Origin of the sequence: Frankia gtarii (genome assembly GCF_025403375.1) — a bacterium.
GTDB lineage: Bacteria > Actinomycetota > Actinomycetes > Frankiales > Frankiaceae > Frankia > Frankia gtarii.
This window is the reverse complement of record NZ_JAMPTM010000073.1, coordinates 1-26,723: the sequence shown is the minus strand read 5'-3', so window position 1 is coordinate 26,723 and position 26,723 is coordinate 1. Positions and strand designations below refer to the sequence as shown.

General features: G+C 72.0%; 18 protein-coding genes, 3 tRNA genes and 1 pseudogene. 6 read left to right on the top strand and 16 right to left on the bottom strand.

The window, feature by feature from the left end; translation table 11 throughout:
- Nucleotides 1-53 precede the first annotated feature (53 nt).
- The 12 genes and pseudogenes from drmD to NBZ83_RS13210 form a co-directional block, all read right to left on the bottom strand.
- The gene (gene drmD / locus NBZ83_RS13265; RefSeq protein ID WP_368861846.1) at nucleotides 54-3,455 is read right to left on the bottom strand and encodes a DISARM system SNF2-like helicase DrmD; all 3,402 of its coding nucleotides are present in this window, start codon (nucleotides 3,453-3,455) and stop codon (nucleotides 54-56) included.
- A 219-nt stretch (nucleotides 3,456-3,674) separates the two neighbouring features.
- Nucleotides 3,675-4,913, bottom strand: a complete 1,239-nt coding sequence (locus tag NBZ83_RS13260) for a hypothetical protein (protein WP_261575043.1) — start codon at nucleotides 4,911-4,913, stop codon at nucleotides 3,675-3,677.
- A complete protein-coding gene (locus NBZ83_RS13255; protein WP_261575042.1) occupies nucleotides 4,910-7,915 on the bottom strand; it encodes a DEAD/DEAH box helicase in 3,006 nt (1,001 codons plus the stop codon). Before NBZ83_RS13255 ends, NBZ83_RS13260 begins: the two co-directional genes overlap by 4 nt.
- Nucleotides 7,915-9,360 (bottom strand): protein kinase family protein, encoded by a 1,446-nt coding sequence (locus tag NBZ83_RS13250; protein ID WP_261575041.1) that lies wholly within the window; start codon nucleotides 9,358-9,360, stop codon nucleotides 7,915-7,917. The genes NBZ83_RS13255 and NBZ83_RS13250 overlap by 1 nt, the downstream gene beginning before the upstream one ends.
- Nucleotides 9,361-9,627: 267 nt before the next feature.
- Nucleotides 9,628-9,795 carry a type II toxin-antitoxin system HicA family toxin gene (locus NBZ83_RS13245; protein ID WP_261565241.1) on the bottom strand — a complete coding sequence of 56 codons (168 nt, stop codon included), beginning with the start codon at nucleotides 9,793-9,795 and terminating at the stop codon, nucleotides 9,628-9,630.
- Nucleotides 9,795-9,965, bottom strand: coding sequence for a type II toxin-antitoxin system HicA family toxin (locus tag NBZ83_RS13240; protein WP_261565195.1), 171 nt, complete (start codon nucleotides 9,963-9,965; stop codon nucleotides 9,795-9,797). Before NBZ83_RS13240 ends, NBZ83_RS13245 begins: the two co-directional genes overlap by 1 nt.
- 768 nt (nucleotides 9,966-10,733) lie before the next feature.
- Nucleotides 10,734-10,795 (bottom strand) — tRNA-OTHER (locus tag NBZ83_RS13235).
- Between the two features lie 106 nt (nucleotides 10,796-10,901).
- Nucleotides 10,902-11,126 (bottom strand): type II toxin-antitoxin system HicA family toxin, encoded by a 225-nt coding sequence (locus NBZ83_RS13230; protein ID WP_261575039.1) that lies wholly within the window; start codon nucleotides 11,124-11,126, stop codon nucleotides 10,902-10,904.
- Nucleotides 11,126-11,323 carry a type II toxin-antitoxin system HicB family antitoxin gene (locus tag NBZ83_RS13225; protein ID WP_261565193.1) on the bottom strand — a complete coding sequence of 66 codons (198 nt, stop codon included), beginning with the start codon at nucleotides 11,321-11,323 and terminating at the stop codon, nucleotides 11,126-11,128. Before NBZ83_RS13225 ends, NBZ83_RS13230 begins: the two co-directional genes overlap by 1 nt.
- A 148-nt stretch (nucleotides 11,324-11,471) precedes the next feature.
- A tRNA-Phe gene (locus NBZ83_RS13220) sits at nucleotides 11,472-11,548 on the bottom strand.
- A gap of 51 nt (nucleotides 11,549-11,599) precedes the next feature.
- A tRNA-Asp gene (locus NBZ83_RS13215) sits at nucleotides 11,600-11,674 on the bottom strand.
- Between the two features lie 258 nt (nucleotides 11,675-11,932).
- A pseudogene (locus tag NBZ83_RS13210) lies at nucleotides 11,933-12,046 on the bottom strand (acyl-CoA dehydrogenase family protein); the annotation flags it as partial.
- Between the two features lie 325 nt (nucleotides 12,047-12,371).
- On the opposite strand from NBZ83_RS13210, the gene NBZ83_RS13205 reads away from it, so the two are divergent.
- From NBZ83_RS13205 to NBZ83_RS13180, 6 genes are all read left to right on the top strand, one after another.
- Nucleotides 12,372-14,024, top strand: coding sequence for a FadR/GntR family transcriptional regulator (locus tag NBZ83_RS13205; protein ID WP_261575038.1), 1,653 nt, complete (start codon nucleotides 12,372-12,374; stop codon nucleotides 14,022-14,024).
- Nucleotides 14,025-14,220: 196 nt separating this feature from the next.
- Entirely contained in the window at nucleotides 14,221-14,940 is a 720-nt protein-coding gene (locus NBZ83_RS13200; protein ID WP_261575037.1) for a histidine phosphatase family protein, read from the top strand.
- 140 nt (nucleotides 14,941-15,080) lie between these two features.
- Nucleotides 15,081-18,764 carry a methionine synthase gene (metH, locus tag NBZ83_RS13195; RefSeq protein ID WP_261575036.1) on the top strand — a complete coding sequence of 1,228 codons (3,684 nt, stop codon included), beginning with the start codon at nucleotides 15,081-15,083 and terminating at the stop codon, nucleotides 18,762-18,764.
- A gap of 307 nt (nucleotides 18,765-19,071) precedes the next feature.
- The gene (locus NBZ83_RS13190) at nucleotides 19,072-19,506 is read left to right on the top strand and encodes an SRPBCC family protein (protein WP_261565189.1); all 435 of its coding nucleotides are present in this window, start codon (nucleotides 19,072-19,074) and stop codon (nucleotides 19,504-19,506) included.
- Nucleotides 19,507-19,617: 111 nt separating this feature from the next.
- The gene (locus tag NBZ83_RS13185; protein WP_261565188.1) at nucleotides 19,618-21,810 is read left to right on the top strand and encodes a phosphoinositide-specific phospholipase C-related protein; all 2,193 of its coding nucleotides are present in this window, start codon (nucleotides 19,618-19,620) and stop codon (nucleotides 21,808-21,810) included.
- 251 nt (nucleotides 21,811-22,061) lie between these two features.
- Nucleotides 22,062-22,811 carry a hypothetical protein gene (locus NBZ83_RS13180; RefSeq protein WP_261575035.1) on the top strand — a complete coding sequence of 250 codons (750 nt, stop codon included), beginning with the start codon at nucleotides 22,062-22,064 and terminating at the stop codon, nucleotides 22,809-22,811.
- 32 nt (nucleotides 22,812-22,843) lie between these two features.
- Here NBZ83_RS13180 and NBZ83_RS13175 read toward each other — a convergent pair whose 3' ends face one another.
- From NBZ83_RS13175 to NBZ83_RS13160, 4 genes are all read right to left on the bottom strand, one after another.
- The gene (locus NBZ83_RS13175; protein ID WP_261575033.1) at nucleotides 22,844-24,220 is read right to left on the bottom strand and encodes a Dyp-type peroxidase; all 1,377 of its coding nucleotides are present in this window, start codon (nucleotides 24,218-24,220) and stop codon (nucleotides 22,844-22,846) included.
- Nucleotides 24,217-24,912 carry an SCO family protein gene (locus NBZ83_RS13170; RefSeq protein WP_261575032.1) on the bottom strand — a complete coding sequence of 232 codons (696 nt, stop codon included), beginning with the start codon at nucleotides 24,910-24,912 and terminating at the stop codon, nucleotides 24,217-24,219. The genes NBZ83_RS13175 and NBZ83_RS13170 overlap by 4 nt, the downstream gene beginning before the upstream one ends.
- Before the next feature lie 226 nt (nucleotides 24,913-25,138).
- The gene (locus NBZ83_RS13165; RefSeq protein WP_261565184.1) at nucleotides 25,139-25,837 is read right to left on the bottom strand and encodes a hypothetical protein; all 699 of its coding nucleotides are present in this window, start codon (nucleotides 25,835-25,837) and stop codon (nucleotides 25,139-25,141) included.
- A gap of 128 nt (nucleotides 25,838-25,965) precedes the next feature.
- Nucleotides 25,966-26,723, bottom strand: a 758-nt coding sequence (locus NBZ83_RS13160; protein WP_261575031.1) for a nitrilase-related carbon-nitrogen hydrolase, incomplete at its 5' end; no start/stop codon positions are given.

Genomic DNA, 26,723 nt, shown 5'->3' with positions numbered 1-26,723 from the left:
CCCGGAACCACCGCGGCCGCGGCTCGCCGTCCCCGCACCCGTCGTTCCCGCGCTCATCGTCCTGCCTCCCGCGCCGGCACGACCAGGACCACCGCGACCGGGAACTGGTGCTGCTGCGGGTCACGGTAGCGGCCGGCGATCACATCGAGCTCCCGTTGCCGTTCCTGTTCCAGCCGGTGCAGGCGGTCCTCCCAGGACTGCCGGTCCTTGCGGAACTGGGCCAGCTCCTCCCGGCTCCTGGCGATCTCGGCCCGGCTGAACAGGACGCCCTCCTCGTTCTCGGGACTCGCCAACGCCGAGCGGAGGGTGCTCGCGAACTGGTCCAGGATCGCGGTGATCCGGGTCTCCTCAGCGCTCTGACGCTGGGCCAGGATGCGGGTCAGCGACTCCTGACGGGTCCTCGTCCGCCAGTTCAGGGCGGAGAGCACGCCCTCACGCGCGGCCGGCCAGCGCTCGGCGAGCCGTTCCTGGGTCTCCTTCGTGACGGGACGGCCGGCGGCGAGCGCCGAGGAGACGATCTCCCCGAGGACGGTGAGGTTCTCCAACCGGCGGAACCGGCCGGCCGCCGGCAGCCAGCCGCCGGCCTGCAACACCTCCTCGTGCAGCCGCACCCCGTCCGCGCCGACCAGCACGAACCGGGAGAACGCGCCGACGAGCACCTCCTCGCAGCGCGGATCGTCGGTCTGCACGGCGGTCACCCGGTGCAGGCCGATGTCGGCGTTGGAGACGGCGCCGCGCAGCAGCCGCGTGGACATGTCCACCAGCCGGTGGCCCAGGTGGGCGAGCACGACGTCGTCGCAGCCCCGCACCACCGCCGCGTCGAACGTGATGGGCAGTTGGCGCGGCGGGGCGCCGTCGCGGTGCAGCTTCTCGGTCAGCCCGGCCGAGGCGCGCGCCCACGAGCCGGTCAGCGTCGGCACGTCGAACATCCCGTTGCCCGGATCACCGTCCGGCGCACCAGGGAAGTGAGCGGTGCTGGCCTCGCCGAACAGGTCGCCGCGCTCGTCGATGTGCGGCGTCAGCCGCTGCTGGCGGGCGAGGTCCAACGCCGTGCTCACCACCCGCTGCACAGCCTGCGGGGTGATACCGAGATCGCGAACCGTGTCGTCCAGGGTGGCGCGCAGCCGGCGCACCTGCTCCCGGACGTTCTCGGCGACCGGGACCGCCTCGTCCTTCGCGGCCGCCGCGTCAATCGTGACGTCGAGGTCGGCCGGGTCGGCGACCCGCTCGCCGAGCATCCGGCGCTGCACCCGCTCGGACAGCACCGCGTTCACGGCCCCGAGGTCGGCCTTCATCTGCGCGACCTTCTTCACCACCCGGGACAGGAACTCCAGGTCGGCCTCGTAGGAGTCGACCGCGCCGCTCCACCCGGAGCCGACGAAGTGGCGGATCTCCGGAGAGTGGCGCTGGCCGTACCGGTCGATCCGGCCGATGCGCTGCTCCAGCTTGTTCGGGTTGAACGGGATGTCGTAGTTCACCAGCCGGTGGCAGTGGTTCTGCAGGTCGATGCCCTCGCTGGCCGCGTCGGTGGCGAGCAGGATCCGCACCGGATGCTCGCTCGGGTCGGCCTGGAAGGCCAGCCGGAGCTGCTCGCGCTCGTCGGTGGGCAGGCCGCCGTGCAGCAGGCCGAGACGCTGACCGCCGAGCCCCTCCTGGCGCAGCAGGCCGGCGAGCCAGATCTGGGTGTCGCGGTACTCGGTGAACACGACGACCCGCTCGTTCAGCCAGTGCTTCCCGTCCGGGCGGCAGACCGCGGCCAGGTAGTCGAGCAGGGCGCGGGCCTTCGCGTCCGGCTCGGCCTCGTGGGCGTCCCCCCAGCGCTGCATCCGCTCCAGCAGCGCGCTCTCCGAGTCGGTGGGATCCGGCTGCATCGGGCGGACCCGGCCCAGCGCGTCATCCTCGGCCTCGGCTAGCTGGGTGTCGTCGAGGGTCGCGACGTCGTTGAAGTAGTCCTCCAGCCACTCCGGCACGTCGTCGAGGTCGTCGAACCCGCCGAACCCGCCGGAACCACCAGACCCGCCGGAACCACCAGACCCACCAGACCCACCAGAGCCGTGCGAACCGCCGACGGAACCCGCGCGGGCCGGCCGCCCCTGCCGCGCCGCGAGGGTCTCCCGGTAGACGGCGACGGTGTGCGCGAACGCGGCCGGGGAGGAGAACAGCCGCTTCTTCAGCAGCAGCGTCACCAGGTCCGTCGCCTTCCGGCCGCGTTCGGTGTTCAGCCGGACCCGACGCAGCGCGGAGAACTCCTTGAGCAGGCCGTGGATCTCCCGCTCGCTGTCGGGATAGACCACCGGCATGTCGATGGAGCGGCGCGAGGCGAACCGCGGCGAACCGTCCGCGTTCTCGATGCCGCCCTTCAGCCGACGGACGACCACCTCCTCGACCGCCTTGCGGTCCGGTGCCACCCCGCGGGCGAACCGCTGGTCGTCGAGGATCTCCAGCAGGGCGGTGAACGACGCCAGGTAGCCGTTGTGCGGGGTCGCGGACAGGAACAGCCGGTGGGTGAAATGCGGGGCGAGCCGGCGGATCAGCTTCGTCTGCTGGGAGTCGACCGCGTAGACCTGCTTCGGCGCGGCGGGGGCGACGTGATGCGCCTCGTCGAGGATGAGCAGGTCGAACGTGCGCGGATAGGTCGGCTGGCCGTCACCGGGCAGCACCTCGTCGAGCAGCCGCTGCGCCTTCGGGCCGCGCAGCCAGGGAAGGCTGACGATCGTGAGCGGATAGACCTCGAACGGATTGGCCGCGCTGCCGTGCGAGCGGCGGACCGCGGCGCACCGCTCCGCGTCGATGACGGTGAACTCGCGGCCGAACTTCTCGGCCATCTCGTCGCGCCACTTCAGGGTAAGCCCTGCCGGGCAGACAATCATGATCCGCCGGGCCCGGTGACGCAGCAGCAGTTCCTCGGCGACCAGCCCCGCCTCGATCGTCTTGCCCAGGCCGACGTCGTCGGCGAGCAGCAGGTTGACCCGCGGCGCCTCCAGCGCCCGGGCCACCGGCTCGAGCTGGTAGTCCTCGACCGCCACCCCCGAGCGGAACGGAGCCTGCAGCCGACGGGCGTCCGCCGAGGTCACCGCCGACCAGCGAATGGCGTCGAGGAAGGCGGCGAGCCGTTCCGGTGAGTCGAAGCCGCCTCGGGTCACCTCGGGCAGGGAGCCGCTGGGCAGGATGCGCCGGCCCGGTTCGACCTCCCAGATCACCTCGATCGTCTGCCCGTACCGACCGTCCTCGACGCTCTGCAGGGTGACGAGGGAACTCGGCACGGCCGGCCCCGAACCGTGCCGCGCTCCCTCACCATCCGACACGGCCTGGGTGTCGGTCTGCGCGACCACCCACTTCTGCCCACGCACCTCGACCAGTGCCCCGATGCCGGGCAACCTCGCCCCTGCCGACAGTGCGCCGTGACGAGAGGGCGCACGTTCCGTAGTTGCAGGCTCCGCGGTCGAACCCGGCATCCTCATCCCCCTCATGGACAGCCCGATCATTCTGGCAGGCCACCGAGTCACCCCTCGCGCCTGCGGTGACCCGCCGACGACGGACACCCGCACATCCCCGACCAACCAGACATCCAGGGAGAGTGTAGCGACTGTGAACCCAATTCACAATCCAGCTGTCATCGGACTGCGACCGCCTCACCGCGTGGAGTTGCGGCACGTGGAGTTGCGGCACATGGACTATCGCAGTGCCTCCAGCGCCCGAAGCTGCGCGGGAGTGCCCGACTCCGCGGCGTACTCGAGCAGCTCGTCGAAGGTGGGGACCAGCACCTCCAGCAGGTTCGCCACGGTGGCGACCGAGTCCTCCAGCTCGGCGCGGCCGAGCCCGTACCGGCGAGAGATCGCCAGTGCACGGCTGCGCACGGCCGTCGCCCGTGTCCGCTCGTCGTCACACCACAGCTGCAGAAAGTAGGTGTCCTTCACCTGGAAGGATCCAAGCCGGTAATACGGCTGCCGCGCCGTTGGGCCGAACATCTGGGCCGGCAGGGTCGCCCGCCATACCCCGTTCGGCAGGTTGGTCAGCACCGCCTGGCCCAGCCCCGCAGCGCGCAGCCACTCCACCCAGATCTGACGTGGCTCGGCGCCGCGCTCGTCCGCGAGGGCGTGCACCACCTGCGGCGCGTGGCCGCACAGCTCCTCGACGAACCGGTCTCGGTCCTGGGCGGCCTGGGTGAACGCCAGCACCGTCGCCCCGTCGGCCAGGACAAGGTGGGCCGGGAGCCAGGCGGCGGCGTTGCTCACCGGATGCAGGTTCCGCAGGCGGCGCGGCACGTTGAACCGGTCCCGGTCCGGCCGCGCGCCAACCGCCCGCACCGCGTCGAACTCGAACGACCGCAGCGACGTCAGCGGTCGGAACCGATTACGGCTGTCACCCGGGTTCCGCTCCCCGGCCGCCACGATCCGCACCGAGCCGTCGTAGTACGCCCGCGGGAACGGACGGTGGGTGAAGGCGTCGAAAAGCAGCAGCTGGCGGCTCTCCTTCAGCACGTAACGAACCCCGTCGCGGACCGAGGCGCCGCCCAGATCGGTGGGCCGCAGCACCCGCGCGTCGCGGCCGTCGCGCTGGAGATGACCGATGTGGACGAGATGCTCGATCCCACGGGCCACGAGCGATCCGGACAGCCCGAAGAAGCGGGCGAGCTCGTCTTCTCTGTGCAACCGGCCTTCGACGACCCCCCGCAACAGATAGTGGTCGACGACATCGAAGGGTTGGCTGTCCTCGAACGTGGCCTGGACCTCCACCTGCCACAGCGGCCAGCGCACCGAGAAGATCCGCAGCGGACGGATCTCCGGCATCGCCATGGTCAGCTCGAGGGCCCGGAAGGCGGGAAACAGCAGCCAGTCGCCGGCGCCGCCCGCCGGGGCGGTGCTGGCCGGGGCGGTGCCGGCCGGGGCGGTGCCGGCCGGGGGACGGGTCACCCCGGGTCCTCGACGGCACCGCGCAGCCGCGCCTCGATCTCACGGGAGCCGCGCAGATCCCCGACCGTCGACAGGGCCGTTCTCAGCTCCACGATGAGCTTCGCGAAGCCGGCGTCGGTGGAGCTGCTGAGCGTGTCCAGATCTCCGACGAGCACGAGCTGCCGCCGCGTTCGGCTCATCGCGACGTTGAGGCGGCGCAGTTCGCTCAGGAATCCGACCGAACCGGCCCGGTTACTGCGGGTGAAACCATAGATGATCAGATCTCGTTCGTTGCCCTGGAACGCATCCACGGTGCCGATGTTGTCCTCAACGTTCCCGGGCCCGCCCAGTCGCCGGACGAGTGTGCGCCGCAGGAGCTGGACCTGATCCCGATACGGAACGATCACCGCCCAGTCGCGGTAGTGATCGGCGTGGCGGGCGACCAGGGCGGCGATGAGATTCGCCTCCAGCCTGTTACTGATGCCACCGTTCGCGCCGGCGCGGCTCTCCTGCCGTTCCCGGGGCGGCCGGTCGGAGGTGTCCACAAACGCCAACGGACTGGTGAACAGCGGATCGGGCCCGGTCCCAGGATGGTCGGTGGTGAGCACGCCGCCGTAGAAGGAATGCGAGATGAACGCCGCGACCGTCTCGGGCATGCGACGTTGGGTCGTCAGGGTCACCCCGTGCTCCGTCCCGATCCGCTCGAAGAGCCGCTCGAACTCGCTGCGCCCGACGATGTCCCGGGTCTCGGTGACAACCGGGGCGGACAGTTCCGCGCCTGGCACGAGCCCCTCTGCCCACCGGGCGACCTCACTGTCCAGGTACGGGGGAAGCTGATGATGATCGCCGACGAGCACCGCCCGGCGGGCCCGGACCAGGGGGACGAGCAGGTCGGGCAGGGCGATCTGACCCGCCTCGTCGACGATGGCGAGGTCGAAGGACAGCCCGCTCAGCAGCTTCTTCGTCGAGACGCCGATGCAGGTCGCGGCGATGACGTCGGCGTAGCCGACAAGTTCGTGCTTGAGCTCCTCGTCCGCGGTGGGAACCCGCCCCCGCCATTCGGCCAGCAGGGACGCGCGGGTGCGGGCGAGACCGACGGTGTCGAGCAGGCTTTGCTCGCGCCGCTCCCAGCCGGCGACGTCGGCGGCCTCGACGTCGGCCTCGACGTCGGCGGCCTCGACGTCGGGGAAGCCGGGGCCACAGCCCGCCAGCTCCAGCCCCGCACGCAGCGGCTCCGCGGCCCGCGCCGCCTGGGTGAGCTCGCGTTCACGGTGCCCCCAGGCGTACTCCCGCTCCGCCAGCAGCCGGCCACCGACGCCGTCCTGGGCGACGAGCAGCGTGACCCGTTCCAGTACGCCGTCGCGATCGGACCGGGCCGCGGCGAGCTCCTGCTCCGCCGCATCGACCCGGACCTGCGCGGCCCGCAGGGCCCGCAGGCGTCGGGCGACACCGCGCCGGTGGACCGCCGCCCACCAGCCGGGAGCGCTCCGGCCGGCCGTCTTCTCGTGGCGGAGCCGGGCCCGGGTGAGACGTTCCTGCCGCCTCGCCGCCGCCTTCTCCAGCCGTTCGACCGCGGTCCGGGCCGCCGCGATCTGTGGTTCGAGCGGGGCTCGGACCCGCCGGGAGATGTCGTCCAGCTCGGCATCCCGACTCCGGAGGACCGCGTCGGCCTGCTGCGCGGCGCCGATATGCGTGCGCAGCAGTGCCAGCTGGTCGTTGACGTCCCCCACCCCGGCGAACGGCTCCAGCGCGGACATGATCGGTTCCGTGTACCGCAGCAGGTTGTCCTTCAGCTCCTCCACCTGGACCTCGGCGGTGAGCTCGCGGGCCGGACCGGTCAGCGCCTCCGGGTTGCCGACCCGCACGCACCGCAGCTGTGCGGCCAGGCCTCCCAGGACGTTGTCGACGGCTCGGTTGCTCTGCGAGGTGACCAGGATCCGGCGCGGGCGCTCGGCGTCGACCCGGACGGCCGTGGCCTCGGCGACGGCGATCTCGGTGATGGTCCAGGTCTTCCCGGTGCCCGGGGGGCCGAGCACGAGCAGCAGATCCGGCTCTCCCAGCGCGCGCTGGTAGGCGTCGAGCTGGCCGCCGTCCAGCGAGCGGCTCGGGATCGCCGACCGATCGGGTTGGGATGGTCGCAGGACACGGTGCTCCGCCAAGGTCGCCAGCAGGCGGGGATTGGTCGCCTCCTCGTCCCGCAGGGCGGCCACCGCGCCCAGCTGAGCCCTGTAGACGACATCGCTCGGAAGAACCTCCAGCGCGCCCTGCGCCGGGATGCGGGAGAAGTCGGGAACGCCGTCGAACCGAACCGTCACGTCGAGGTTCTCGCCGCGCAGGATCGTGCCGCGTAGCTCCCGGTCGTCGTTGACCTGAACCTGCGTGCCCTCGGCGACCTGGCACGCCTCGACCAACCGAAACTCGTACACGCCGCGGGCGGAGTACCGCTGTTCACGGGTCGCCCGCCGCGCCCGGTACAGAATCGGCGTGGCGGCGAGCCGTTCCCGTTCAAGGTCCCGGGTCCGCATGATGATCCGCTCGACCGTGTCGAGATAGTCCAGGTGCCGAGCGGGCATCCGGGCGGACGACGCCGCCGACGTCGCCAGCGCCGCCCAGGCCTCGCGAAGAGCTCCGGAATAGCTGCGGTAACCAGCCCCGATGTATCTGACATGCGGATAGAGAAACCACTGTGGGCAGTGAACGCGCAGAAAACCCTGGGCGAGACTCCGGTGGTCCCGGAAACCCCATCGGGCGACGTGGGTCAGGATGTATCCGTCGTCGCGGTTCGTCGGGCGTAGCAGCGCCACGTGGGTGTCGGTGTAGATCCGAAGCGTCGTCGAGTTGTCCCGGCCCGTTTCCAGTCGGGCCGGGACGCCGGTGCCGGACATCCGCCGGAGCTGGTCGACGAAGCGTTCGGGGTCGAGGTCCTCGTTGCCCTGGACGCGGGCGCTGGCCAGCGTTTCGGTCAGCCGCGCGCTCGGGGCGAGCGCGATCCCGCCAGCCAGGGTGATCGGGGCTGTGGCCATCAGTGCCCGGCCCGAGCGAGGCGGTCGATGCCGGCGCGCAGCGCCGGGATGAGCAGGCCCGGCCGGGCGGGGCGCCGGTCTGGATCGGGGTCGACGGAGGCGAGCAGAACCTCGTCCAGTTCGGCCGGCACGTCGAACCCGAATGCGCGCAGCGGTGCGGGCAGCCCGCGGGCCGGCGGCCGTCCCGTCAGACAGTGGTAGGTCATCGCGGCCAGCCGGTGAACGTCGGTACGGAATCCAACCTCGGCGCCATGGAACCCGAGACGCTCCTGCTCCGGTGCGCGGTACTCGGCGGGTCCCTCCCCGGGACGACGGCGGACGCCGGCCAGGCCGAGGTCACGCAGGGCGGGGGTGCCCCTCGGATCGGTCGGATCGGGAAGAACCACCCCGTCCGGTGTCAGGGCCCGATGGGTGTGCCCGGCATCGTGCAACCCGGCCAGGACATCAGCCAACCGCTCGGCGACGGTCAGCAGACCGACGGCGGTCACCCGGTCCAGCGGGCGGGCCCGGGCCGGGGCCACCGGGCCGAACACCTCCCGCCAGGTCCGGCCCGCCGGGCGGGCCGAGAGGACGGCGGCCTCCGTCGAGCTCACCCGGCCCTCGAGCAGCCGGGGCAGGCCGCGCCGGCCGCCGACCCGATCGAGCAGGCGTAGCTGGGTCTCGATCGCCTCCGCGTGGGCATCCGCGTCCGGGTCCGGACGCCGGATCAGTACCTGACGGAACCGGGCCGGGCTCGGCGGCGTGGCCATGACCGTGGCAGCTCCTGTCCGCAGCACCCAGGCGTCGCCGCCCCGCCACTGCTGCGGATCGCCCTGCAGCAGGCAGGTGCGGCCGGCGATCCGGATCGTCTCACCGCCGCGGGGGTGCTGATCGGCTGGACCGTGGGGCGCCGACGCGCCTGGCCCGAGATCCGTGGACGGGACGACGATTTCGCCCTCCGCCTCGGCAGGCGGCTGCGGTGCCCCACCGCGCGGCGGGTAGAACGCCGCAACCACCGCGGCCGCCTCCGGCCGGGTGAGCCGGCTCCGGAGCCCGGTCTCGTCCCAGATACAGATCTTCGTGGACGTCTCGGCATGCTGGGCGCTTTTCCAGTCGTCCCACCACAGCGTGGTGGGATGATCCATGGAGCTGGGAACGCACAGTATCCACTTGTCGATCCGATAGCCGAACGCGCGGGCATTCTTCTGCGCCGAAGCAAAGGATTCCGTGATCTGGCGACGATGGCTCCGCCCGACCCGCGGCATGAAGTACTTCGACTGCCAGACGACGATCCGGTCGTCGAGCCGGCCGAGAAAGACGTCGATGCCGCCGTCCCCCGGGTTGGGGCTTATCCGCCGAGCGCCGGGGTGCAGGGCATCCACAAGCTGGGCGATCATCACCTCGAAATCGCTCCGTGCCCCCTCCTCGCTGCCCGTGTTCAGCTCGTGAGCACGAAAGTTGACCACCACAGGATTTCGCCGTGAACCTGGCACGCCGGATCGTTCCTCCTCGGGTCAGCGGAGTCGGATACCGGGACGAATACTACCGGGATCCCGCCGGCGAAGCAGCCCCGAGGCGGCGGGTAGGCAGAGCCAGGATCGAGTGGGCGGGGCCGAGGCCGAGCCGTCGATCTTCTGCTTTTCGGGCGGAATCGACCGTGCTTCCAGCGTCCGTAGACGTATGCTTCCGTGTCTGGACAACCGCCGAAGTACATGCTTGACTGCCAACGTTGGCTACACTCGCTGCGGCACCTCCGGCCAGCGAGCCGCGAGCCAAAGAGCGGCGACGAACTCCTCGATCGACAGCCCCGTGTCACGGATGATCCGACGCAGTGTCCCGACCGAGATGTCACGCCCCGGGTGAACAGGCGCGACCGTGAAGCGACCCTCAGCGTTCCTCATCATGTGGTGCGGGCCACCTCGCAGCCGAGCTTCTCAAGGACCTTGGCCACCTCCCCGCCGGGCAGCGCGGGAAGTGGTGGCATCAGGCGACGTCCTGCACGATCCGTCAGGACCGGCGGAACACCGAACTCCTCGATGACCAGACTGACGACCTCATAGAGATCGGTCACGGCGTCCTCGGGAGTGTCACCGAGCCCCCGTGCTCGCCATCGCTAAGGAACGACGCCTGGGCCGCCCAGGTACCGTCCCCCACTACCGCATGGTCCATCCCGGTGCCGGACCAGGTACAGGCGGCATCCTCGTGACCTGAGGAACCCCTGGGATTCCAGAAGCCGATCTAATCGCCCAGGCTGCCGCGAGACCAGCCCGCAAATCCGTGCGGGTTCCCCGTTCATCGAGAAGAGATCCGAGCGGGCTCGGATAATCGACGAATGAAACCAACGCACACAAAGCCAGAAATCGGGTTCCTGACGCACGGCCAGTACCAGGTCCGGAGGATCGCGGTTCGTGCACCGCGCCCTGGGCAGAACGAGACCTCAAGCGCGGGTAGGGCCGATCAGTGCGAGAGGAGACCACCATGGCTACCACGGCGACAGAGGCGATGGCCCGAGGGCCGGCCGTCGTCGGGCCGGACCAGTAGCCTTCAGCACCCGGTACTCGGTTGCTCGCTGCAGCTTCGGGAAAACACGGCCGGCAAAATCCGACAAGTGGACTATGATCACCGCACCCCAAGGTGCATCGGAAGCCGAAACGCAACACGACTCCCGGACCCAGTCACCACCGATATTCGAAACCCCGACAGGGCCCAACGGCCACCAAGCCCACCGACGCCACGGCCATGCGGGGGGTTTAGCGGGCTCGACCCCCCGGCAAACATGACAAGATCCCACCAGCGAAGCCGCCCCAAAGGCGGCGAGCGGGAAGGATCAGAAATCGAGTGGGCAGGGGCGGGGTCGAACCGCCGACCTTCCGTTTTTCAGGCCGAATCGACCGTATTTCCAGCGTCCGTACCCGTGTGTTTTCGTCCGTGGAGCACCGCCGAAGTACCTACTTGATCGTCGACGTTGCTACACCCGCTGCTACACCTCCGGCCGACGGGCCGCAGATCAAAGCATGGCGACGAACTCCTCGATCGACAGCCCCGTGTCACGAATGATCCGACGCAGTGTCCCGACCGGGAGGTCACGGCCAGGATGAACTGGTACGACTGTGAAGCGACCCTCGGCGTTCCTCATCATGTGGTGACTGCCTTTGATGCGGATCATCTCGAAGCCGAGCTTCTCGCGGACCTTGACGACCTCCCCGCCGGGCAGCACGGGAAGTGGTGGCATCAGGCGACGTCCTGCACGATCGTCAGGACCGGTGGAACACCGAACTCCTCGATGACCAGACTGACGGCCTCGTAGAGATCCGCGACAGCGTCCTCAGGAGTGTCACCGAGCCCGTGCGCGCCACCGCTGGGGAACGACGCATGGGCCGCCCAGGTGCCGTCCTCGGTCTGCTCCAGCTCGTATGAGATCTGGACCATCCGCTTCATGCCGCCGACTGTACGCCGCCAGCCCGCATGGTTCGGGGCTTCCGCGTGCTCTACTGGGTGGCCGTGGCACGGTTCCACACCAGCCCGTAACGGCCCCCCGCGTCGATCTCCATGGAGAGACAAAAGGCCTGATCAGAGGTGGTGGGCAGGGGCGGGGTCGAACCGCCGACCTTCCGCTTTTCAGGCGGACGCTCGTACCGACTGAGCTACCTGCCCCGGGTTGTACGGAATCGTAGGAGCCGGAAGGAGCTTCCGGCCATACGAACGCGGTCCCGACGGGATTCGAACCCGCGACCTCCGCCTTGACAGGGCGGCGTGAACTCCAGACTTCACCACGGGACCATGCTCTTACAGCGATCTTCAGTTTTCGTCCCGAGCGGCCCGTGGGATGCGGTCCGTCAGGATCTGGAGGTCATGCTACACGACTGCGGGAGCAGCGGAACCGTCAGGGGAGGTGGATTCTTGCCCAACGTTCCCGGCACCCAAGCACTCGCCATCCGCTACCCGGGCACGACACGCCGGACGGGTGTGGGGGCATGGGCAGACGGCGTGGCTGCGGGGGCGTGCCCGGAGTGCGGTGCGTGGGGTGCAGCGAGCGGGTCAGCCATCGGCGGCGAGCTCGCGGCCGATGATCTCCTTCATGATCTCGTTCGCGCCGCCGTAGATCGTCTGGATGCGGGCGCCCTGCCAGACGCGGGCAATCGGGTACTCGGTTCCTCCGTCCGGGAAGTCGTCCACCAACGCCGGCCGGCGGCCGCCGGCCGCCGGGTCTGGCGTCGAGCCGCAGGTGGACCCTCGGTGCCTCAGCCGCGGGCGATGTCGCGGGCACCCCCGTTCGGGCTACCCAGCGCGGCCGGCACGTTTCGGAGAGCACTCCCGGGTGTGTCCCGGCGCGCATATCCTTGGACATCCGAGCATGTACGACGGCAGGCCGGGCGAGATGCCCGTTCCGCTCGCTGACCCCGCCGACCGGGGCCGGCCCGGTTCGGTGCCGCGCGATCCCGTGCCATGCCACATTCCGGGGAGGAGGCCGACGGCGATGCCCTCCACGGACAGGCTCGTGGAGTCGGCGCGCGGCCCGGCCATCAGTGTCCGGCATCCCCCGCGGGGCGAGGCCCGCGGCAAGCTCGCCGCGCAGGTCGCCTGGCGGATCGAGGACGACATCGTCCGCGCGGGCTGGCCGGTCGGTGCGGTCATCGGCTCCGAGCCGACACTGATCGAGCGGTACAAGGTCAGCCGGGCGGTGTTCCGGGAGGCCGTGCGGATCGTCGAGCACCACCAGGTGGCGACGATGCGCCGGGGGCCGTCCGGCGGGCTCATCGTCCGCGCGCCGGACGAGGTGGCGGTGACGACCGCACTCGGTGTCTACCTCGAGTACGTCGGGGTCACCATCGAGTCGATCCTGCGCGCACGGTTCATCATCGAGTCGCTGGCCGCCGCCCTGGCCCCCGCGCGGATCACCGAGGACGGCATCCGCGCCCTGCGCGAGATCATCTCCCGGCAGGAGACGGCGGACCCGACCGAGTTCGGCTCCCACCACCAGCTTCACCACGCGATCGCGGCGGCCACCGGCAACCCGGTGCTGGTGCTGTTCGTCGACGTGCTCAACTCCCTGACTTTTCGGTATGCCGCCCACCGGTACGCCACGACCCGCCGCAGCGCCTCCCCGGCCCGGCAGGCCCAGGTCTCCGAGGAGGTGCACCGCAACCACGCAGCCATCGCCGAGGCCGTGATCGGCGGAGACGCCGCCCGCGCCCAGCACCTTGCGGCGGTGCACCTGGAGGCCATGCACGAGTGGATGACCGCGCCGCCCACCGGCGACGGCACGGGCGCGGGCACGGGCGAGGGCGCGAGCGAGGGAACGGACGGGAGTGCGGGCACGGACGGGAGTGCGGGCACGGGCGGGCAGCTCAGCTGGCTGCGCGAACCGGGCCTGGGGGCGGGTCCGGGTACGACGGTGGTGCCGGGCAAGCTCGCCGAGACGGTCGCGGGTCGCATCCGCGACGACGTGGCCCGCGACGGCGTTCCCGTCGGGGTGGTCATCGGTTCGGAAAGCGAGCTGCTCGCCCGCTACGGGGTGAGCCGGGCGGTGCTGCGCGAGGCCGTCCGGCTGCTCGAATATCACTCGGTGGCGCAGATGCGTCGCGGTCCCGGCGGCGGCCTGGTCATCACCGAGCCGGACCCGGCGGCGACCGTCGAGGCGACCGCGCTGTACCTGGAGTACAGCCAGGCCAGCGTCGACGACCTGCGGATCGTGCGCGACGCACTGGAGTTGAGCTGCGTCGACGTTCTCATCGAACGCCGTGGCCCCGAGCTCACCGCCCGGCTCGAGACGCTGCTCGCCGCCGACGCCGGCGAGTCGCCCGGCGGCCCTCCCGACGCCGGGCACCACCTGCACATGGAGCTGGCCCGGCTGACCGGCAACGAGGCACTGGCCTCGTTCGTCCGGGTGCTGACGGCCATCTGGCGGCGGCACGACGACGGCGCCCGCCCCGCCAGCGCGGCCAGCGCGGCCGACGCGGCCCCCACGGCCGACGCGGGCGAACCGGCGACCGGCGGGTGCGGTCAGCCCGTGTGCGACGCCCGGACCGCGCACCGGGGAATCATCGACGCCATCATCGCCGGCGACCGCGGACTCGCCCGGCATCGGATGCGGCGCCACCTGGAAGCCCTCAGCGACTGGTCGCGCTGACCGTCCGCGCCCCGGGCCCGAGGCAGGGTCCGGGACCGGCCGATGTGCTGCTGACCGCCGTCATGGAACGCCAGCTCCGCCGGGCGGGTCCGGCCCCCTCGGGGTGAAGGCGGACGATCCGGACCGCCTGGCCGGCGTGCTGTGGGATGGTCGTGCAGGTCAGGGTGCCGAGGCGGGGGTGGGTGTGGGTGTGGGTGTGGACGACGGTCTGGTCGCCGAGCTGACGGCGGTACGGCACGGGCAGAGCGTCGCGAACGTCGCGTTCGTGGCGGCGCGGGCGGCGGGGCGCATCGACGCGGGGGTGACGGGCCGCGACGCCGACGTCGAGCTGACGGCGCTGGGGGTCGCGCAGGCCGCGGCGCTCGGCCGGGCGCTGGCCGCCGACCCGCCGATCGTGCGGCCCCCCGAGGTCGTCGTCTGCTCTCCCTACCTGCGGGCCCGGCGGACCTACGCGATCGCTGCCGAGGCCGCGGCCGCCGCCGGGCTGGCCCTGCCGGCGCCGACGTTCGACGACCGGCTGGTGGACCGGTTGATGGGCCGGTTCGAGCTGATGACCCGGGCGGCGATCGATGCCCGCTTTCCCGCCGAGGCCGAGCGCCGCCGCACGGTCGGGCAGTGGGACTACCGCCCGCCGGGCGGGGAGAACTTCGCGGACATCGCCCTGCGCCTCGGTTCGCTGCTGGCCGATCTGAACCGCGAGCACGCCGACCGGCGGGTTCTCGTCGTCGCGCACGACGCGGTCGTGGTCATGCTGCGCCAGCTCATCGAGGATCTGTCCAACGACGAGCTGGGTCGGATCGCCGCCGAGGGCGGGATTCGCAACGCCGGGATCACTCGGTTCTCCCGGGATGGCGACCGCCTCGTGCTCGCCGAGTTCAACACCGACACCCATCTGGTGGAGGTACGGGCGGACTAGGGTACCCGAGCCCGCGCGAAGTGATCATGATGGCACGGTATCGTCGATGTCAGGTCGAGAGGCGCTGCAACGGACCCAGGTCCGCCACGCTCGGCCCGTACCGATCGGTAAGGGCGCCTCCCACGACAGGGAGGTGTCTCATGGCTGGAATCACGTCGGTCGGTGAGGTGGCGGGTCGCCCCCGCACCCATGACAGCGCGGCCGCGCTGCGGGAGCTGCTGGCGCGGCGGGTGGTCGTCCTGGACGGCGCCTGGGGCACGATGCTGCAGAACGCCGGCCTCACCCCGGCGGACTACCAGCTCGACTCGCTGCGTGACCATCCCAAGGATGTCGCCGGCGACCCGGACCTGCTCAACCTGACCCGCCCGGACGTCATCCTCGACGTGCACCGGCAGTACCTGGCCGCGGGCGCGGACATCACGACCACGAACACGTTCACCGCGACGAGCATCGGGCAGGCCGACTACGGCCTGGAGTCGCTGGTCCGGGAGATGAACCTGCGCGGCGCTCAGCTCGCCCGGCAGGCCGCGGACGAGGCGGGCGGGCGGTTCGTCGCCGGTTCCATCGGCCCGCTGAACGTGACTCTGTCGCTGTCCCCGCGGGTGGAGGATCCGGCCTACCGGGCGGTGACCTTCGACCAGGTCCGCGCCGCCTACGCCGAGCAGATCCAGGCACTCGCCGACGGCGGGGTCGACCTGCTGCTCATCGAGACGATCTTCGACACGCTGAACGCGAAGGCCGCGATCGCCGCGGCCCGCGAGGTCGCCCCGCAGCTACCGCTGTGGATCTCGGTGACAATCGTCGACCTGTCCGGGCGGACCCTGTCGGGGCAGACGGTGGAGGCGTTCTGGAGCTCCATCGCCCACGCGAACCCGCTGGTCGTCGGCGTGAACTGCTCGCTGGGCGCCGAGGAGATGCGCCCCCATGTGGAGGCGCTGTCGCGCATCGCCGGCACCTACACCGCCTGCCATCCGAACGCCGGGCTGCCCAACGCCTTCGGCGGCTACGACCAGACCCCGGCGGAGGCCGGCCGGCTGATCGGCGAGTTCGCCGCCGCCGGGATGGTCAACATCGTCGGCGGCTGCTGCGGGACGACGCCGGCGCACATCGCTCAGATCGCCGCCGCCGTGCAGGGGGCGGCGCCGCGGCAGGTGCCGGCGCCCGCGCCGCGGACCCGGTTCAGCGGCCTGGAGCCGTTCGAGATCGGCGAGGACACCGGCTTCGTCATGATCGGCGAGCGGACCAACGTGACCGGCTCGGCGCGTTTCCGCCGCCTCATCGAGGCCGACAACTACCAGGCCGCCGTCGACGTCGCCTTGGAGCAGGTGCGCGGCGGGGCGAACCTGCTCGACGTCAACATGGACGCCGATCTGCTCGACAGCGAGCAGGCGATGACGACGTTCCTGAACCTGCTGGCCACCGAGCCGGAGGCCGCCCGCCTGCCGATCATGATCGACAGCTCGCGGTGGAGCGTGCTGGAGGCCGGGCTGCGCTGCGTGCAGGGCAAGGGCGTGGTCAACTCGATCAGTCTCAAGGAGGGCGAGGAGGTCTTCCTCGACCACGCCCGGCGCATCCGCGACTTCGGCGCCGGCGCCGTCGTCATGGCCTTCGACGAGTTGGGCCAGGCGGACACCACCGAGCGCAAGGTGGCGATCTGCGGACGCGCCTACGACCTGCTCACGCAGCAGATCGGTTTCCCGGCCACCGACATCATCTTCGACCCGAACGTGCTCGCCGTGGCCACCGGTATCGCCGAGCACAACGGCTACGCCAAGGCGTTCCTCGACGCGCTGCCGCTGATCAAGCAGCGCTGCCCGGGGGTGCGGATCAGCGGCGGCATCTCGAACCTGTCGTTCTCCTTCCGCGGCAACGACATCGTCCGCGAGGCGATGCACTCGGCGTTCCTGCTCCACGCGGTGCGCGCCGGACTCGACATGGGCATCGTCAACGCCGGTCAGCTCGCCGTCTATGCCGACATCCCCGCCGAGCTGCTCGAACTTGTCGAGGACGTGCTGTTCGACCGGCGCTCCGACGCCACCGACCGGCTCGTCGCCTTCGCCGAGACGGTCAACGGCAGGGGCACCCAGCGGGTGGTGGACCTGGCCTGGCGGGAGGCGCCGGTCGCGCAGCGGCTCTCGCACGCGCTCGTGCACGGCATCGTCGACTTCATCGAGGCCGACACGGAAGAGGCGCGGGCGCAGGCCACCCGCCCCCTCGACGTGATCGAGGGCCCCCTGATGGACGGTATGAAGATCGTCGGCGACCTGTTCGGTGCCGGCAAGATGTTCCTGCCGCAGGTGGTCAAGAGCGCGCGGGTGATGAAGCGCTCGGTGGCCTACCTGGAGCCGTACATGGAGGCCGAGAAGGCGCAGGCGGCGCTGGCGGGCAACGCCCCGGCGGCCCGCAGCGGCAACGGCAGGGTCGTGCTCGCCACCGTCAAGGGCGACGTGCACGACATCGGCAAGAACATCGTCGGCGTCGTCCTCGGCTGCAACAACTACGAGGTGATCGACCTCGGCGTGATGGTCCCCGCCAAGGTCATCCTCGACACCGCCGTCGCCGAGGGCGCGGACGCGGTCGGCCTGTCCGGCCTGATCACGCCGTCGCTGGACGAGATGGTCGCGGTCGCCGCCGAGATGCAGCGCCGTGGGCTGAACCTGCCGCTGCTCATCGGCGGCGCCACCACCTCGCGCCAGCACACCGCGGTGCGCATCGCCCCCGCCTACGAGTCGACCACCGTCCACGTGATCGACGCCTCCCGTGTCGTCGGGGTGGTCTCGGACCTGCTCGACGCCGACCGGGCCAAGCAGCTCGACACCCGCAACCGGGCCGAGCAGGCCAAGCTGCGCGAGCAGCACGAAAACCGCCGGGCGCAGCCGCTGCTCGGCCTGGAGCAGGCACGGGCCAACCGGGAGCAGGTGTCCTTCGACGAGCTGCCCGTCCCCGCCTTCACCGGACGCCGCGTCGTCACCCCGGACCTCGCCGCGCTGCGCGAGATGATCGACTGGCAGTTCTTCTTCCTCGCCTGGGAGCTGAAGGGCAAGTTCCCCGCGATCCTTGACCAGCCGGTCGCCCGCGAGCTGTACGACGAGGCGAACGTGCTGCTTGACCAGATCATCAAGGACGGCAGCCTGCAGGCGAAGGGCGTTTACGGCTTCTGGCCCGCCCACGCCGACGGCGACGACCTGGTGATCGAGGCCGGTGCGGTGGCGGGCGCCCGCGACGGGCGGCTGCGGCTGCCGATGCTGCGCCAGCAGACGACCAAGCCCGCCGGCCGGCCGAACCGCAGCCTCGCCGACTACGTCGCGCCCGACGGCGACCATCTCGGCGGCTTCGCCGTGGCCATCCACGGCGCGGACAAGCTCGCCGCCGAGTTCGAGGCCCGCCAGGACGACTATCGGTCGATCATGGCGAAGGCGCTCGCGGACCGGCTCGCGGAGGCGTTCGCCGAGTACATCCACCTCGCAGCGCGCCGGGAGTGGTTCGAACCGGACGCCGAGCCGAACCTCGCGGACCTGCATGCGGAGCGCTTCCGCGGCATCCGCCCGGCGCTCGGCTACCCGGCCAGCCCCGACCACAGCGAGAAGCAGGCGCTGTTCGACCTGCTCGACGCCGGCCAGGTCGGCCTGGGTCTGACCGAGTCGTTCGCGATGACCCCGGCGTCGGCCGTCAGCGGGATCATCTTCGCCCATCCGGAATCGAAGTACTTCACGGTCGGGCGCATCGGCCGGGACCAGGTCGCCGACTACGCCCGTCGGCGCGGCCTCGGCGTCGGTGACGTCGAGCGCTGGCTGCGCCCCAACCTCGCCTACGACCCGCAGTAAACACCTGCCCAATTCTTACCCTCGGCCCGGCGGAACGGCACCGCCGGGCCGGCGGAACGGCACCGCCGGGCCGGCGGAACACGGCCGCGACGGTTATCCGTGGCCACCGCGCCAAAGCCGCCTTTACGCGCGTGACCGGTCGGACACCCGAGGCCGGTCGCAACTCCACACGTTCGGGTGTTTTATGTTTACCGCTACATCAGGTTCTTATACGTTCCGTTTCGCGTCAGGAAAGATCGGCCGTGCTGCCACAAACGGTTGCCGCCGAATCCCGTACGTACCCGGAATATGTGGAGGACCTGCCATTATGGCCGATCACGTCTCGTCCACCATCGTCATCAAGGCACAGCCCGCGGCAGTGCTCGCCGTCGTCGCCGACATCAGCCGCTACCCCGACTGGTCGGATGCGCTCACCTCGGCGGAGGTCATCGAGACCACGCCGGCCGGCCTGCCGGCGAAGGCCCGTTTCCAGGCGAAGACGACCTTTGGCAAGGAGGACTACACCCTCGTCTACGACTGGGCCGGTCCGACCTCCGTCACCTGGACGATGCTCGAGTCGGACCGGGTGCGCACGCTGGACGGCAGCTACACGCTGACCGACCTCGGCGACGGCAGCACCGAGGTGACCTACGACCTGACGGTCGAGCTGAAGGTGCCGATCCCCGGCCTGCTGCGTCGCAAGGCGGAGGACAAGCTGGTCGAATCCGCGCTGTACGACCTGAAGGCCCAGGTCGAGCGGTAGCCAGCCGGGGGTAGCCGGCCGGGGTGGCCGGTTGACCCACCGATGAGATGCGAAGTGTGACCCCGGTGCCGTGGCGGCATCGGGGCGATCCCGACCGGGCATGTCCCGACGGTGCGCCGCCTCGATGTCCTGCCCGCAGCCAGGCGCCGCGCGCGGGCAGGGATCGTCCTCGCCCTGATCGCCGCGCTGCTGTGCTGGCCGGCGGCGGTCGTGGCGCTGACGACCAACCTGACCGTCCAGCGTGCCGACTACTACCGGCAGGCCGTGGACGACACCGACGTCTACCGCCGGCTCTATGACGAGGTGCTGGCCGACCCCGCCGTCGCCGGGGTAACCCGGGACCTGCTCGCCGGGCTGCCCGTCCCCGCGGGCGTCGTCGTCGACAACCTGCGCCTCGTCGCACCGGCCCCGGCGGTGCGCGGCGCCGTGAACACCCTCAGCGCGCAGATTTCGGGCTATCTCGGCGGCCAGCGGCCGACGTTGACGCTCAGCGTCGACCTGCGCCCGATGTTCGCGGCGATCGCGAAGCTCGCCACCATCTACCTGGCCGGGCAGATTTCGGGCACGCCGACCTTCCAGGCCCATGACGTCGCCGCCGTCACCGGCATCCTGGTCGGCGGCCTCGACCAGATGGCGCAGGGACGCCGTCCCGCCGGGATCCCGACGATGGACCTGACCGACGAACAGGCCGACCAGATCGGCTCGGTGCTGCTGGCCCGGCTCCCGGCCGCCGAGCGGGCCCGGGTCGGCGACCGGGTCGGCGGACTGCTGCGGCAGGGAAAGGTACCCGCCGCGCTCGCCGTGGTCGGGCCCATGCTGTTCCAGGGCGACGAGACGGCCCTGACGGACCTGCGCCGGCGGTTGGCCGGTGACCAGCTCGACCTGGGCGCCCCGCTGGCCCGCGCGCACGAGTCGGCCGGCGTGGGCCTGCTGCACGCGCTCCACGAGCTGGGCCGCTGGGGCACGGCCACCCTGGGGGCGCTGCTCGCGGCCATGGCCGTGCTGGCGGTCCTGCTCGCCGCACAGCACGCTCGCTGGGGGCGCAGCGACACGCTGCTGCTGGTCGCCGGGGGCATGGTGGTCGGCGGGGCCACCGCGCTGCTGCTCGGGCTGCTGCTGCCCACCCTGGTCGGCGACCCGACCGCGGGCATCGTCGGCGCCAACCCGACCCTGCCCCTGCGGGTGCGGGACCTGCTGCACGACCTGCAGGGAACCATGATCGACCGGATCCGCACCGTGTGGGAACAGGTGGCCGCGGGGGTGGTGCTGGCCGGGTGCCTGCTCGGGCTCGTCGGCCTGCTCGTGCGGCGCCGACGGCGGCCGTTCAGCCGCCGGCGCTCGGTGGTGCTGGCGCTGTCCGCGGCGGTGCTGCTGAGCTCCTCGTCGCTGGCGACGCCGGCGCCGTTCGGCGGGGAGGCGACGAGCTGCAACGGCAGCCGGGACCTGTGCGCCCTGCGCTACGACAAGGCGGTGTACGCCGCCAGCCACAACGCGATGGCCTCCAGCGCCGACGACTTCGTCGGGGCGACGCAGGACCCGGACCTCGTCGGCCAGCTGGACACCGGCGTGCGGGCGCTGCTGCTCGACGTGCAGCACTGGACGACGCCGATGCAGGTGGAGACCTTTTTGGCACGCCTGCGCCCGCGGGAACGCGACGCGCTGGAGCCACTGGTCCGGGGCGCCCGCTCCACCCGACCCGGCCTGTGGCTGTGCCACAGCGTGTGCCAGCTCGGCTCGTTGTCCCTGGACACGGCCCTGCACTCGGTCGACGAGTGGCTGGCGCGCAACCCGTCCGAGGTCGTGACGCTGATCCTGCAGGACTCCGTGCCGCCAGGGGAGGTGATCGCCGCCTTCCGCCGGGTCGGGCTGGTGCACCGGATCGTGACGCCGCCCGCGGATCCGCATGGACGCTGGCCGACCCTGGGGCACCTGGTGGCGACCGACCGCCGGCTGGTGGTCTTCGCCGAGAACGCCGACGTCCCGAAGAGCTGGTACCGGCGGTTCTTCCGGTATGGGGCGGACACCCCGTTCGACGTGCCCTCCCCGACGTGGTTCACCTGCCGGGTGGGGCGCGGCTCGCGCACCGCGCAGATACTGCTGGTCAACCACTGGGTGGACGGAGACGATCCGGGCCGAACCTACGCCGACACGGTCAACCGGGAACCCGCCCTCCTCGCCCATCTGCGCCGCTGTGAACAGGCCGGGCTCACCCCGACGTTCCTCGCGACCGATTTCACCACGATCGGCGATCTCGTCCCGACGGTGGCGACGCTGAACGCCCAGCGCAGCCGCTCCCCCCGCTGAGCGGGCCCCTTTCCGCCGAACCGGCGCCGCGCGGGCGTTTATCAACGGATTCCGGCTCTTCGGGACCCTCCTCCCGATGAGCGACGGCGGGCGGTGTTGCGCACACGGTCAACCGGTTTATCGAGACGCTCCGGGGTAATCGAAAAGGGAAACATGCTGGCAACGACCGCCGACGCCCCGGACGGAAAGAAGGTCCCAAGATTTCGCCGAATCCCCGCCGATCCGCGCACGGCGGTTCGTCTCATCCGCGGTTGGAGTCAAATTCCCGGCCGCGTCGGCCTTTCCCGCCCGCGCCGGAAACCGCCCGCGGCGGGGCCAGGTCGTGGCTGACCCTCGTCGTGCTGGCCGCGCTCGTGGTCGCGGCGTTCCTCGGCGCCGGTCGGCCGGACGGCGGCGGCGGACCCCGACAACCCGCCCTGGTGGTCGGCGACTCTCTGGTCACGGTGGCCGCCCGGGCCACCGACACCGGCCCGGTGCATCTCGTCGGCTTCCCGGGGCTCGACCCCGGCGTCTACGCCGACGCATCCTCGCCGTTGATCTCCGACGATCTGGCGGCGGCGGGCCGACCGCGGACCGTGGTGCTGAACTGGAACGGCAACAACCCCGGCGGCCTCGTCGGCACCCAGCTCGTCGCCGCCTACCGGACCGAGCTGACCGCGCAGATCGACTGGTACCTGCGCCATGGAGTGACCCGGATCGTGCTGGCGGCGGCCGTACCGTCCTCGTTCAACAGCACATCCGGCCAGGTCGACTGGACGACGCCGGCCTCCCGACTGCCAGGCTGGATGCTGGGCAGCGCGCGGCTCAACGACCTGTACCGGGAGCTCGCCGACGAGTCCGGGGGCCGGGTGCGCTACTCGGAGCGGGCGGCGCGGGCGATCCATCCGGCGATGGCCTTCAACACTGAGCTCGACGGCCACCGGTGCATCGTCGACTTCATCCATCCCGCGCCGTACTGCGCGAAGCGGTACGCCCACGCACTGGCGTCCCTGACCGCCTAGCGCTGAGCCGTCGCGAGCCACGCTGGGCCGTCTCACACCTCCTCGACGAGTCGCTGGCCGAGGTAGCCGTCGGCCGGCGCGGTCGGCGGGACGGCGAACAGCGCACTGGACGTGTGCCGGATGAACGTGTTCAGCGCGTCGGAGGCCGCGAGGGTGCGTTGCACCGGGACGAACGACGTGCGCGGATCGGCCTGGAATGCCAGGAAGAACAGCCCGGCGTCGGGCTCCCCGGCGGCGTCGAGGCCGTCGTCGTAGGAGTAGCCGCGACGGAACATGGCGATCCCGCCGTGGAACTGCGGGTTGGACAGGCGGACGTGGGCGTTCTCGGCGATCAGGGGCCGGCCGTCCGGGCCGCGGGCGGCGAAGTCCGCCGCCGTGTCCTCGCCGCCCCCATCGGCCGCGGACGGGGCGGACAGCGGCGCCCCGTCGTTGATCCGGCGCCCGACGACCTCGCCGCGGGCGTCCTCGGTCAGCCGCTCCCAGCTGTCCAGCAGCATCCGGATCCGACGGCACACCAGGTAGGTCCCGCCGCGCATCCAGTCGGGGCCCCCGGCGGCCCACACGGCGAGGTCGAACTGGGCCGAGCCCGGCCGCGGGTTGTTCGTGCCGTCGAGCTGACCCATCAGGTTGCGCGGGGTGGCCGTCGGGTCGGTGGCGGCGGCCGCGGTGCGGTGGAACCCGCGCTGCGCCCAGCGGGGCCGGACCCGGCCGGCGGCGAGCCTGCCGAGCTGCCGCGCCGCGGCGAACGCGACCATGGGATCCTCGGCGCAGACCTGGACGGCGAGGTCCCCGCCGCCGCGGGCCGCCTCCAGCCGATCGCCTGGCAGCGCCGGGATGTCGGCAAGCGCCCCGGGGATCCGCGCGTCGAGCCCGCTCCGGCGCAGCGCCGACGCACCGATCCCCACCGTCACCGTCAGCCCCGCCGGCCCCAGGCCCGCGGCCTCCCGGCCCATCCCGGCCTGGAGAACGCTGGCCTGGGAAACGCCGGACTGGAGAACGCCGGACTGAGCCGCGCCGCGCATCAGCGCCCGGCCGCCGTCCGTCCACGCCCGCAGCACCGCGCCGAGCGCCGCCCGGGCCGCCGCCGGATCGGTCGCCGTCAGGTCGTAGGCGGTGAACACCAGCTGGGCGGGGGCACGCTCGGCGATGCCCGGCTGATGACGGCCGTCGCCCACCACGGGAGCCAGCGCCGCCCGGCGAGCCGCGGCGACGGGGTCGGCCCGCTCGGGGAGCAGCCCCTGCGTCCCCAAGGTCGCCCCGGCGCCGGCGCCGGCGCCGAGACCGAACAGACCGGCGCCGGCGAGTACCCGACGCCGGTGCAGCCCGAGGCGGTGATCCGCGGCCGCGGTGGCCGGGCCGGCGGGCGGCTCGCCCGGCCCGGCCCCGCTCGGCGTCTCGCCGCCGCTCACGCGGTGCTCCTCAGCAGCAGCGGCAGGTCGTGGGCGTAGTCGGCCACCGGGGTACCCGCCGTGTAGACAGTCCGCGCCCGCCGGTCCGGGCCGAAGGCGAGGACCTGGGCGCCGTGGTCGACGATCCAGCTCCCGTCGGCCTGGCGGCGCGGCGGCTCCAGCGGGACCCCGACCGAACGGGCGGCCGCGTCGATGGTCGTCAGCTCCCCGGTGAGTCCGACGAAGCCGCTGTCGAAGGAGTCGAGCCAGTGTCGGATCACCGGCGGGGTGTCCCGCTGCGGATCCGAGGTCACGAAGACCACCGACGTTTGCCGGCGGACGTCCGACGAGACCTGGGTGAGGGCAGCCGCCAGATCCGCCATCGTGGTGGGGCAGACGTCCGGACAGTGGGTGTAGCCGAAGAACAGCAGGGTGACCCGTCCCGGAGCATGGGCGCGCAGGTCGTACGGACGGCCGGCGGTGTCGGTCAGGTGCAGGTCGGGTAGGTCGATCGGCGCGCCGAGCGTCGTGCCGCGCACCCCCGGTCCGGCCGTCGCGGCGCCACCGACGATCACTGCGGCGCCACCGGTTCCCGCGGACCCGCCGCTGGAACACGCCCCCAACGCGACCGTGGCGGCGAGCCCGACGGCGGTCAGCGCCGACGCGGCCCTGGCCCCTCGGGGGATGAAGCGGAGCGGTACTCCGACTGGCATGGGAACTCCATGATGTGTGGGCACGGCTCCTGGGAGCGCACCGCCGGGCGAGCTGCCGACGACGCGGTGGCTTCCAGGACGCACGGATATGGCGCACGGATATGGCGCGCGGATGCGGCGCGCCGATGCGGCGCGCAGACAAGGTCGCGCGGATGCGAGGTCCCGCGCGGGACGCGGGCAGGCAGGCGAGACGCCGGCCCGGATGGCGGGGACGTCGGCGCTCGGGTCAGGCCGGCCGCGGGGGGCCGCGGCGCACGACGCTGTGGCGCAGCCCGGCCCAGCCCCGCCGACCGGCGGGCGGCACCGCGGCGGCGATCCGGCGGCGGACGGCCGGTGGCGGCGGGACCGCGACGGCCCGCGGACCGAACAGCCTGCGCAGACCGTGGGCCAGCATCCCGACGAGGGCGCCGGCGACGCCGACGGCCGTGTCGACCCGCCGCAGCCACCACCCGGTCAGCACCGCGACCAGCAGGTGGGCGCCGGACATGGCGAGCATCCCACCACCGTGTGTCATCGCCGCGTGCATCAGCGGCGGCCGGGGCGCCGCACCGCCGACGCCTGCGAGCAGGCCGTCGCGGCGTAGCAACGCCGTCGCCGCGGCGGCGTGGACGGCGTGGGTGCCGGGCGCGGCGCACAGCAGCCGCGACAGGTCGGGCACGGGCGCGGTGCCGGGCCATGCGGTGAAGGCGGCATGGAACCCGGCCTGCGTGGTCGTCATCAGCCCGGCGACGAGCGGCAGCGAGGGTGCCGGGCCGGCACAGGCGGCGGCGACCGCGCCGACCGCCACGAGACCCGCGAGCAGCACCCACGGGTCCGGGGCAGACCCATGCGCGGCGACGTGCGCGATCACGCTGAGAGCGACGCACGCCGCGGCGAACACGCCGGCCCGCAGGCCGCGCGCTACCGGTCCGGCGGACGCCTCCACGCCGCGACATTCTAGAGGTTCGACGAGCCAGAGTTCTACAACCCGTCGAAGACGGCACACCGTGCCCGAGCGGGCGAGCGGGCGAGCGGGCGAGCGGGCGAGCGGGCGAGCGGGCGAGCGCGCCTCGGTCAGCGGCCGTCGACGTTGCCCGCGCGCGGCTCGGCCAGGCCCCGGTAGGCGTCGGGGCGGCGGGTGGTGAGGAACGGGAACAGGGTGAGCCAGTCCCTGCGCTGGTCGAGGTCGAGATCGGCGACCAGCACCGCCGGTACGTCGCGGGGCGCCTGGACCAGCACCCGGCCGTACGGGTCGCTGATGAACGAGCTGCCGTAGAAGGTCAGGGCGCCCTCGGTCCCGATCCGGTTGATCGCGACCATGAACGTCCCGTTGGCAATCCCGTTGCCGACGATCACGCTGTGCCACAGCGGCTCGGTGTCGAAGCCGGGATGATCGGGCTCGGATCCGATCGCCGTCGGGTACACGAGGACATCGGCGCCGGCGAGGGAGTAGGCCCGGGCGAGCTCCGGGAACCACTGGTCCCAGCAGGTGGGGAAGCCGAACCGGCCCTGCTGCAGCTCGACGACCGGGAAGCTGTCCGCCCCGGCCGGCCCGGGGCGGAAGTACCGGTCCTCGTGGTAGCCGGCGGTGACCGGGATGTGCATCTTGCGGGTCCGGGCGAGCAGCTCGCCGTCCGGGCCGACGACGATGGCGGTGTTGAAGCCCAGCCCGTCGGCGCCGTCCGCCCGCTCGTACAGCGACATGTGCACCGCGATGCCGAGCTCGGCGGCGAGACCGGCGGCGAGGGTGCGCGTCGGCCCGTCCTCGACGCTCTCGGCCAGTGCGGCGGGTCCGGCGCCGCCCCCCGCCGAGTCACTCCCCGCCCGGTCAC